Source organism: Streptomyces sp. A012304, assembly GCF_026008495.1.
GTDB lineage: Bacteria > Actinomycetota > Actinomycetes > Streptomycetales > Streptomycetaceae > Streptomyces.
Genome location: NZ_BQUN01000034.1, coordinates 75,921 through 86,212, shown reverse-complemented (window position 1 = coordinate 86,212; position 10,292 = coordinate 75,921). Strand labels below are relative to the sequence as shown.

General features: G+C 74.6%; 7 protein-coding genes. 4 read left to right on the top strand and 3 right to left on the bottom strand.

The annotated features are described in order from the left end of the window. Nucleotides 1–2,507, bottom strand: a 2,507-nt coding sequence (locus ALMP_RS07455; protein ID WP_264925434.1) for a SpoIIE family protein phosphatase, incomplete at its 3' end; no start/stop codon positions are given. A gap of 313 nt (nucleotides 2,508–2,820) precedes the next feature. Here ALMP_RS07455 and ALMP_RS07450 point away from each other — a divergent pair. Further along, nucleotides 2,821–3,669 (top strand): DUF72 domain-containing protein, encoded by an 849-nt coding sequence (locus tag ALMP_RS07450; RefSeq protein WP_264925433.1) that lies wholly within the window; start codon nucleotides 2,821–2,823, stop codon nucleotides 3,667–3,669. A 34-nt stretch (nucleotides 3,670–3,703) separates the two neighbouring features. Here the strand turns inward: ALMP_RS07450 and ALMP_RS07445 are convergent, their stop codons facing one another. Both ALMP_RS07445 and ALMP_RS07440 read right to left on the bottom strand, forming a co-directional pair. Continuing rightward, nucleotides 3,704–4,399 carry a lipoprotein gene (locus ALMP_RS07445; RefSeq protein ID WP_264925432.1) on the bottom strand — a complete coding sequence of 232 codons (696 nt, stop codon included), beginning with the start codon at nucleotides 4,397–4,399 and terminating at the stop codon, nucleotides 3,704–3,706. Between the two features lie 234 nt (nucleotides 4,400–4,633). Continuing rightward, complete coding sequence (locus ALMP_RS07440; protein ID WP_264925431.1) at nucleotides 4,634–5,029, bottom strand: cupin domain-containing protein; 396 nt, start codon at nucleotides 5,027–5,029, stop codon at nucleotides 4,634–4,636. Between the two features lie 337 nt (nucleotides 5,030–5,366). Between ALMP_RS07440 and ALMP_RS07435 the strand changes: the two genes are divergently transcribed. The 3 genes from ALMP_RS07435 to ALMP_RS07425 form a co-directional block, all read left to right on the top strand. Beyond that, the gene (locus ALMP_RS07435; protein WP_375803454.1) at nucleotides 5,367–6,236 is read left to right on the top strand and encodes a hypothetical protein; all 870 of its coding nucleotides are present in this window, start codon (nucleotides 5,367–5,369) and stop codon (nucleotides 6,234–6,236) included. 196 nt (nucleotides 6,237–6,432) lie between these two features. Beyond that, on the top strand, nucleotides 6,433–8,415 hold the full coding sequence (locus ALMP_RS07430) for a DUF1996 domain-containing protein (RefSeq protein ID WP_264925562.1): 1,983 nt from the start codon (nucleotides 6,433–6,435) through the stop codon (nucleotides 8,413–8,415). 159 nt (nucleotides 8,416–8,574) lie between these two features. Then, a partial coding sequence (locus ALMP_RS07425; protein ID WP_264925430.1) for a hypothetical protein occupies nucleotides 8,575–10,292 on the top strand: 1,718 nt, incomplete at its 3' end.

Genomic DNA, 10,292 nt, shown 5'->3' with positions numbered 1-10,292 from the left:
GGGCCGAGCCGGGTCGCCAGCAGCAGCGCGATGTCGTCCGGCCGGTCGGCGGCCTGCCGGGCCGTCGCGGTGAGCCGGTCGGCGACGTCCGCCAGCGGCCGTTCCGAAGCGGTGCCGGCCCCCGCCAGGGCCGCCCGCAGGTCCGCGATGCCGTCGTCGATGTCATGGCCGGGCCGCTCGACCAGCCCGTCCGTGTACAGCGCCAGGATCGCGCCCGGCTCCAGCCGCAGCTCGGCGGCCGGATAGCGGGCGCGCGGGTCGACCCCGAGCACCACCCCGGCCGGCAGCTCCACGACCTCGGTACGTCCGTCGGGGTGGCGCAGCAGCGGCGGCAGATGCCCGGCGTTGACCACCCGCGCGACACCGGTGGCCGGGTCCAGCCGGACGTAGCAGCAGCTGGCGAACTGGCCGGGGTCGAGGTCGATGAGCAGGTGGTTGGTGCCGCTCAGCACTTCCGAGGGCGGCCGGTCGCCGAGCGCGAACGCCCGCACCGCGCTGCGCAGTTGCCCCATGGTGGCCGCCGCCTGCACCCCGTGCCCCTGCACGTCCCCGATGACCAGCGCGAGTCCGTCCCCGGCCTCCACGACGTCGTACCAGTCGCCGCCCACCTCCATGCCCTCGGTGCCGGGCAGATAGCGTCCGGCCGTCTCCACGCCCGCGTGCTGCGACAGCCGCCGGGGCAGCAGGGCCTGCTGGAGGCCGCGGGCGAGGGCGGCCTCGGTGTCGTAGCGCTGGGCCTTCTCCATCGCGTGGGCGATCAGACCGGCCAGCGCGGTCAGCACGGTCTGCTCCTCGGAGCTGAAACTGCGCGGGCGGTCGAAGCCGAGGATGCACGAGCCGACCGGGCGGCCGGAGGCGATCAGCGGCAGGAAGGCACGCGCGCCCTCCGTCGCGTCGAGCGCGATGCCGGGGTAGGCCCGCGCGAGCTGCTCCATCGAGTCGAAGAACAGGGGGCGGCCCGTGGTCAGGGTCTCCACGCCGGGCAGCCGGGCGTCCAGGCCCACCCCCTCGAACGGGGCCAGGAACCCCTCCGGGAAGCCGCTCTCCCAGGCCAGGTACAGATGCCGGTCCTGGAGCAGATAGATCGCCAGCCGGCGGCCGCCGAACGCGGGCAGCAGCTCCTGCATGACCACCGCCGACACCTGGCGGGCGGTCACCGCCTCCGTCAGCGCGATCGCCAGCACGATGGGCCGGTACAGCGGGGCGGCCGACGCGGCGGCGTCCGGCGCCGGTGTCTCGGCCTCGGTGTCGGCCGCGTCGGCGGGCGCCGGGCGCTCCGGGTCGTGCGCCACCCGGTTCGCCGGAACCGCGGTGCAGGTGAGCAGGTCCGGGCCGGGATAGACGGCCAGGCTCAGCCAGTCGCCCTCGTAGGGCCGCGGGCCGTCGGTCCGGTGGCCGACCGGGGCGGGACGGCGCACATGGAAGTGGACCGGCTCCGGCGCCAGCAGGGCGCCGCGCAGCTGCTCCTCGTACGCGGGTTGCTCCAGCCACGGAACGGCGTCCCACAGCGGCCGGCCGAGCAGCCCCGAGCGCGCCACGCCCAGCAGGTGCGCGGCCCGCGGGTTGGCGTAGACGATCACTCCGAGCCGGTCCAGGCAGAACACGCCCTCGGGCAGCAGGTCGGCCGCTCCGTCGGCCAGGGCGCCCGGCCCCGGGTCGAGCAGGACACCGGTGACCGGCCGCGGCCCGTCCGTCGTCGCGCCGGGCGCGCTCAGTTCGAGCAGCCGCAGACTCCCGTCGGCGGTGCGCACCTGGAGCGGCAGGGGCGGCGGTCTGCCCTGGGCGGCCTCCCGCAGCAGGTCGGGCAGCCCGTGGGCGTCCGTCGGGTCGACGGCGCGGGCGAGCGCGCCCAGCGTGCCGGGCGGCTCGTCAGGCGGGAGGCCGAGCAGGGTGCGGGCGGGCTCGTCGGCGGTGACGAGACCGGTCGCCGGGTCCCACGCGAGCCACCCGGCCCGGCCCGGCGCCGGCCCCGCGACCGGCGGCCGTACGCACATCGGCTCGTCGTCCCAGGTCACGACGCCCCCGGCAGCCTCCAGGCGCAGCAGCGCCGCGGCCAGGTCGTCCGCCCCGCGCGTGAGCCGTTCGCGTTCCGCGAGCATCTCGCCCGCGTCGCCCGCCGCCGACCGCAGCAGGGTCAGCACGCCGAGGGACCGGCCCCGGGCCGTGACCGGCACGCTGAGGGTCGCGAACTGGAAGGGCAGCCCCGCCGCGAACTGCGGGTAGCGGCGCATCGCCTCGGTGGCGTTCGCCAGCACCACGGGGACGCCGAGCCGGTAGGCGTCGGTGACGGGGAAGGGCCGGTCCACGGTCACCCGCCACCAGGGCTTGAACAGCGGTCCGGGCAGCCCGGCGAGGACGGCCAGCCGGAGCAGGCCCGTCGTGCTGGAGCACAGGTACACGCCCGCGGCACGGCCGCCCGTGGCACGCAGCGCGTCCGCCGCGGCCCCGGTCAGCAGTGCGGCCGGCGGCCCGGACGGCTCCCGCTGGTCCCCGGCGCTCCCAGTCATCGCCCCTACCTCGTCCGTACGCCGCTTCCCTGGAGCGACACAGCAAGAATGCGCCACAGGGGGGCGGGTGCGCATCCGCGCGGCCCCCGGGGCCCATTCGCCCGTCCGCCCCGTCCGTCCGGCCCTGCCCTGCCGACCACCCGCCCGTCCGGCCCCCGCGCACCTGCGTGCCAGGTGGACCGGTCGTCCGGAGGCAGCCCGCGTGCCTGCGCCAGGCGGACCGCCCGTCCGTCCGGCCCCGCGTGCCCGTGCGCCAGGTGGACCGGATGCCGGGCCGAGGCGGATCTTCCCGGCTTCGGGGTAACCGCCCGCCATGGGCGAGATATTGGTCGGCACCTGTTCCTGGACGGATCGGGCGCTCGTCGGCAGTGGCTGGTACCCGGCGGGGCGACGGGACGCGGAGGGCCGGTTACGGCACTACGCCGAGCGCTTCCCGGTCGTCGAGGTGGACTCCACCTACTACGCCCTGCCCGACGAGCGCACCAGCGGCCTGTGGGCGCGGCGCACCCCGGAGGGCTTCGTGTTCGACGTGAAGGCCTTCTCGTTGCTGACCGGCCACCCCACCCGGCCCGGTGTGCTCCCGCCGGGGCTGCCCGCCGACGTCCGCTCCCCGAAGGCGCTGGACGAGGTGTGGCGCCGGTTCGCGGACGGCGTCCGGCCGTTGCGGGAGGCGGGGCGGCTGGGGGCCGTGCTCTTCCAGTTCCCGCCGTGGCTGCGGCCCGGCGCGCGGGCGCGGGAGGTCCTCGCCCGGTGTGCCGAGCGCACGGCCGGCTGGCCGGTGTGCGTGGAGTTCCGGCACCCCGACTGGTGGCGTGGCGAACAGCGGCGGACGACCACCGACCTGCTGCGGTCGCACGGGTGGTCCGCCGTCGCCGTCGACATGGAGCCGTCGCTGCCGTCCGCGATCCCGCCGGACACGCCCGTCACCTCCGGGCGGCTCGCGGTCGTGCGGTTCCACGGCCGCAGCCACGCCTGGGGGACGGGCAGCAAGGAGGACCGGTTCCGGCACGAGTACGCGGACGGCGAACTCCGTCAGTGGCTGCCCAGGGTGCGTGCGCTCGCGGCGCGCGCCGAGCAGGTGCATGTGCTGTTCAACAACTGCTGCGCGGACGCGGCGGTGCGGGCAGCCGCGAGGATGCGCGAGCTGCTCGGCGGTGCCTGAGGCGGTGCCTGAGTCAGAGTGCTGAGGCAGGCCGTCAGGAGGTCGCCTCGAGCGTGCTCTTGGCCAGCTCGTAGGCCGGGAGCATCGCCTCGTGCTCCGCGTCGTCCATGCCGCCGAGGTGCACGACGACCGGGCCGGCGGCGGTGGTCACGGCGAGGGCGCGCTCCGTCTTCGACTCCTCCATGAGCTCGCTCGTGGTGACGTACCGCACCTCGGCTCCGGTGAGGCCGCCCGTGCGGAACGTGCTGTAGCGGGGCTTGCTCGCGGTGCTGTCGGCGGTGACGAAGCCCTCCAGGACGGTCCGCGCGGCGGCGCCGCCCGGCTTGCCGGTCCAGACCCGCAGGAAGCCGATCTTGCCGGCGGGCTTGGCGTCGATCTCGCAGGCCAGGGTGACCGGTCCCTGACGCAGGAGCGCGTCGGCGAGTTCCTGGCCCAGTTCGTCGCCGTTGCCGCCGCTCTCCGTCCCGGAGCCGACGGCCTCGGCGGTCCAGAACTCCGCGGTGTCGAAGGTGACGGGGAGTTCACAGGCGGAGCCGTCGGCGCCGACGCTTCCACCGCTCGCCGCGACCTCGGCGGGCGTGCCGGCCGTGGCGGTCGCCGTGCTCCGCGCCTTCGTCTTCTTCCCGGGCGTGTCCGAGCCGTCGTCGGTGTCCGCGCAGCCCGTCGTCACACCTATGAGCAAGGCCGCCAGTGCCAGGCCCCGCCCCATGATCCCCACCCCAGTGCGCACCGCTCGTGTCCCCTCTCGATACCGGCGGGCACTGTATCCGAGGTCATGCGCCACGCGTCTGCCGTCACCCGTCGCACACGCCCGTCGAGCGGCCCTCGCGCCACGGCCCTACGGTGGGGGAGCGGACGCGGTCCCCCGGGACCACCGGCCGCTCCCGGCCGGCGCCGACTTCCCCCACGTCCGATCCGGCCGGGACTCGAACCCCGCGTGGTTCCCTACGGCCGCCCGGACGCGTCAGACCGCGGGCGGCGCCGCGCGCGTCGACAGGGGCGCGTCCACGGGGAGGAAGAACAGGGCGCACAGCTCCAGGGTCCGCGACCCCCGGTTCTCCGCCTTGTGTACGCCCCGCGGCCCCACCGGCTCGACGATGACCTGTCCGGCCGGGGTGACGCACTCGGATCCGTCCGCCAGCGTCCGGGTGAGGGTGCCGGCGGTCACCACGGCGACGACCCTTCCCTCGTGGTAGTGCCAGGGCAGCTCACCGCCCGGCGGGATCTCGTACCGCGCGACGACAACCCGTGTGCCCTGCGGCACGGCGAGCGCGAGCGGGTCGGTGAGGAGGCCGTCGGCGAACAGGGCCGGTACCGGTTCGGCGGTGGGCCGGGCCGTCACGGGCGAGGGTCCGCTCACGCGGCAGGCTTCCGTGCCGGGAAGGGGCCGAGGGCGCCGGAGCCGGTCGGGCTCCCGGGGCGACCTAAGCCGGCCGGTGTCATGTTCCGCTGGTCAGTGCGTTCCACGTAGTGAGATTATCCCACCGGTTCGGAGTGATCCCGGCGGCCCCTCCTGGCGTCTACAAGGACGAACGAACCCGGCGCGCGGCCCTGCCATCTCGGCGGACGCCGCCCGCACGGGACGGTATTCGGCTGCGCGCGCCCGCGCGTGCGGTGAGCGGTTGGGGAAAGGCTTGGGGAACGTGCGTCCAGGAAGACCACGGCGCCACGGGGGCGGCGCCGCCCGTGGGGAAAGCGTGGACGAACGCGGCCGGCCCCCGCGCGGCGCCGACCGGGAGCGGCGCTCCGGCCGGGCGTCGAGGGCGGGCGCGTTCGTCCTGCGCACCCTGCGCGCCGAGTGGTACGGCATGGTCGTCGACCCCGTCCGCGCACTGCGCCGGCGCGGCCCCGCCGGACTGCTGCTGGCCCTCCTCGCGTGCGGCGGCGTGATCTTCTTCCACGCCCTCGCGCAGCGGCCCGCCGGCGCGGACGTGGTGCGGATCCTCGGCGGCGTCCAGGGCGACCTGCCGCTGTGGCTGGCGCTGCTGCGCACCCCGGTCTCCCTCTACGTCCCCGCGCTCGACCTGCCGGTATGGGCCGGCATCACCCAGCTGTTCCTCGCCTTCGCCCTGGCCGAGGTCACCCTCGGCCGCGCCAGGACCCTCGTGATCGCCTACGCCACCACGCTGGCCGGCACCCTCACCGCCCGCCTGATGATCGCCATGGGGCCCGGCTGGTGGGGGTTCGGCCTCCCGCCCGAGGCCGGTCAGGTGCTCGACACCGGGCCGTCCGCCGCGGTCGTCGGCCTCTTCACCTACCTCGCCGTCATCAGACGGGCCCCCGTCGTCTTCACCCTCACCGGCGGCTCCATGGTGTGGGAGTCGATCGCCAAGCCCAACCTGGCCGGCCGCGAGCACCTGATAGCGGTGGCCGCCGCGATCGTCCTGGGGCTGCTGCACGGGCGCGGGCGGAGGCTGCGCCGGGCGCTGTCACGACGCGTGCCGGACGGCGAACCGGAGCGGGACACCGGAAGCGAACCGCCCTCCCGTCCCACGGACCCGGACAGCGCCCCCGTCCGTGAGCTCGCCGGGACGCCGGTGAAGCGGCGGGACAGAGCGCCTTTCTGAGAAGTCGCTGTGAATTCCCGAAACGGTTGAACACTCCTGGGGTCCGACGCGTATAGGGCGGGGGCTTTCCATGCCCCGGCGGCCGACGACGACGCGTGGGAGCGACTCCGTGGGACACAACAGACGCAGGCGCCCTACGGGCGGACGGCGCGCGACCTCTGCCGCGGTCGCGCTGATCCTCGGCGGCGGCGGGCTGATGGCCGTGAACGTCTACGCCTCGGCCACCGAGGACGGCACCGCGGCCCCCTGGACGTCGGGTTCCGTCACGATCGACTGCCCCGACGTCGGCAGCCGGCTCACCGCCGTCCCGGAGGACGCCGCGCCCGAGGTCGACCGCGAACTCGCCCTCCTCGACGAGCAGATCGCCGCCGCCTACGCCCGGCTCCAGGAGTCGGCCCAGGCGGTGCGGCAGGACGCCGGCTTCGCAGACGACGCGGTGATGAACCCGCTGAAGGAGAAGCGCGGCGCGACGATCGAACGCATCACCGTCGCCCTCGACCGCACCGGCGACCGCCCCGAGGGCCTGGAGGACCTCGCGGCCTGCACCCTGCGGACCGATGAGCGACAGGCCGACGGGGACGCGGGCGGCGAAGGTAACCAGGGCCAGGACCAGAACCAGAACCAGGGTCAGAACCAAGGCCAGGGCCAGGACGGCGGGCAGCAGGGCAACGGTGGTCAGGCCGGTAACGGTCCCGTCGCCGCCGACTACGCGGACATCACCACCGTCCAGCCCTCCGCCCAGAACCCGCCCCTGCGGGCCGAGGCCTCCCGAGGCACCTTCGTCACCAGCTGCGGAGTCAACGAGAACGGCCTGTTCAACTCCGACAACGTGATCGTCGCCCCCGGCGTCAGCAACGGCGCCCACCACTTCCACGACTACATCGGCAACCAGGCCAACGACGCCTTCGCCTCGGACGACGACCTGGCGAACGCCGACACCAGCTGCGTCGACCAGGGCGACAAGTCCTCCTACTACTGGCCCGTGCTGCGTCTGCAGAACGGCACGCAGGAGCAGGACGCCAACGCTCCCGGCGGCGGGATCGAGGGCAACGCCGGGGAGATCGTCACGCCGAAGGAGGTCACGCTCACCTTCGTCGGCAATCCGACCACCGAGGTCACGGCCATGCCCCGGCTGCTGCGCATCATCACCGGCGACGCCAAGGCCTTCGTCAACGGCACCGCCAACGCCAACGCCTCCTGGAGCTGCACCGGCTTCGAGGACCGGCAGCTCAAGGACAAGTACCCGCTGTGCCCGGACGGCAGCGACGTCGTGCGCACCTTCCGCTTCCAGAGCTGCTGGGACGGCGACAACATCGACAGCGCCAACCACCGCACCCACGTGGCGTTCGCCGGCCCCGACGGCGCGTGCCCGGCCGGCTTCCAGGCCATCCCGCAACTGGTGCAGCGGATCGTGTACGACGTCGACGCGCCGAGCCTGGAGGACGGCGGCCGCACCACGCCGCTGTTCGCGGTGGACGCCTTCCCCGAGCAGCTGCACAAGCCGGTCACGGACCACGGCGACTTCATCAACGTCTTCGGCGAGGATCTGATGAACGAGATGGTCGGCTGCATCAACGACGGCCGCACCTGCGGCGCCGGCACGGGCGGCGGCGACGGCGCCGGTGAGGGCGGCGACGGCGGCCAGGACCAGGACACCGGCCAGGACCAGGACGCCGGCCAGGGTCAGAACCAGGAGCAGGGCGGGAACCAGGGGCCGGACCAGAACCAGGGCCAGGACGAGGGGCAGGGCCGACAGCCGCCCGCTCAGAACCCCGAGGCGCCGCAGACCGGGCCCGCCGCGGGCGACGTCGGTGCCGTAGACGTCCCCCGCAGCGCGGAGCCCCGCGCCTACGGGAAGGCGACGACGAACCCGAAGGCCGCCCCGAAGGCCGACCCGCAGACCGGGCCGAAGACCGATGCGACGACGGACCCGGACCAGGACCAGGCCGCCGCGCCCGCGCCCGACGCCGCCCCGCAGGAAGAGATCGGCGCCGCCGCGACCGCCCCGCAGCAGACCCCGCCCCCGGCCGACGCGGGCGACACCCCCGTCGTCACCGCTCCCCAGGCCCAGGGCGGGCTGGCCGAGACCGGCGCCGACCTGTGGCCCGCGGCCGCCGGCGGACTCCTGGTGATCGGCGGGTTCGTCCTGCTGCGCCGTACCGCCGCCCGCCGGTACTGAGGCCCGTCGGGGGAGGGGCACATTCGGGTGCTCCCCGACGCGAGAAGCCGCCCCGTCACCGGGTCGCGCGGTATATGTCGCTCGGAGCGGCCGGCCACGCCGCTCCGAGCGACAATGCCCCGGGACGCCGGGCGGCCGCCACGCGAGCAGGGGAGCGCCATGGAGCACACGGAGTACGACTACGACCTCGGCACCCACGGCCGGACCGTCACGACCTCGTCCCCCGAGGCGCAGCTATGGTTCGACCGAGGCCTCGTCTGGTCGTACGCCTTCAACCACGAGGAGGCCGTCGCCTGCTTCGAGGCCGCCGCCCGAGCCGACCCGGACTGCGCCATGGCCCACTGGGGCATCGCCTACGCCCTCGGCCCCAACTACAACAAGCCCTGGGAGTTCTTCGACGACCAGGACCTGATCCGGACCGTCGCCCGCACCCACGCCGCCGTCGAACGCGCCCATGAGAAGGCAGCGCACTCCACGTCCGTCGAGCGGGCCCTGATCGGCGCCCTGCGCGCCCGCTACCCGCAGGAACGCCCGGCGCGGGACTGCTCGGTGTGGAACGCCCCCTACGCCGACGCCATGCGCGCGGTCCACGAACTCGCCCCCGACGACCTCGACGTCGCCACCCTGTACGCCGACGCGCTGATGAACCTGACACCGTGGCAGCTGTGGGACGTACGCACCGGCGAGCCCGCCGAAGGCGCCCGCACCCGGGAGGCCCACGCCGTCCTCGCCCCGGCGCTCGCCAGGCGGGCCGGGTCACGGCACCCGGGCCTGCTGCACCTGTACATCCACCTGATGGAGATGTCCCCGACGCCCGAGGCGGCCCTCCCCGTCGCCGACCGGCTGCGCGACCTGGTCCCCGACGCGGGACACCTCCAGCACATGCCCTCCCACCTGGAGGTGCTGTGCGGCGACTACCGCGCGGTGGTCGCCGACAACAACAGGGCGATCGCCGCCGACGAGAAGTACCGGGCCCGGGCCGGAGCGATGAACTTCTACACCCTCTACCGGGCCCACAACCACCACTTCAAGATCTACGGCGCGATGTTCCTCGGCCAGGCCCAGGTCGCCCTGGAGGCCGCCGACCGGCTGGAGGAGGCCCTGCCGGAGGAACTGCTGAGGGTGGAGAGCCCGCCCATGGCGGACTGGCTGGAGGCCTTCCTCTCCATGCGGGTGCACGTCCTGATCCGCTTCGGCCGCTGGGACGACATCCTCGCCCTTCCGGAGCCCACCGACCCCGAGCTGTACAGCATGACCAGCGTGCTGCGGCACTACGCCCGCGGCGTCGCGCTCTCCGCGACCGGCCGCATCGAGGAGGCGGAGGCCGAACGCACCCTGTTCCAGGAGGCGGTGCTCCGGGTCCCCGAGACCCGCATGCTCTTCAACAACACCTGCGCCGACATCCTCGCGATCGCCTCCGCGATGCTCGACGGCGAACTCGCGTACCGCAAGGGCCACCACGACGCCGCCTTCGCCGCCCTGGAACGCTCGATCGAGCTGGACGACAACCTTCCCTACGACGAGCCGTGGGGCTGGATGCAGCCCACCCGGCACGCCTACGGCGCCCTGCTGCTGGAGCAGGGCCGGATCGCCGAGGCCGAGGCCGTCTACCGCGCCGACCTCGGCCTCGACGACACACTGCCGCGTCCCTCCCAGCACCCCGGCAACGTCTGGTCCCTGCACGGGCTCCACGAGTGCCTCCGACGGCAGGGCAAGGACGCCGAGGCGCGGATCGTCGCCCAGCAGCTGAAGTTCGCGGCCGCGCTGACGGACGTCCCCGTGCGGGCGTCCTGCTTCTGCCGCCTGGACACCGCCTCCACGACGACGTCCGTGGGCGTCACCGGGCCCGCCGATCCGACCGGGTGCTGCGGCATGGA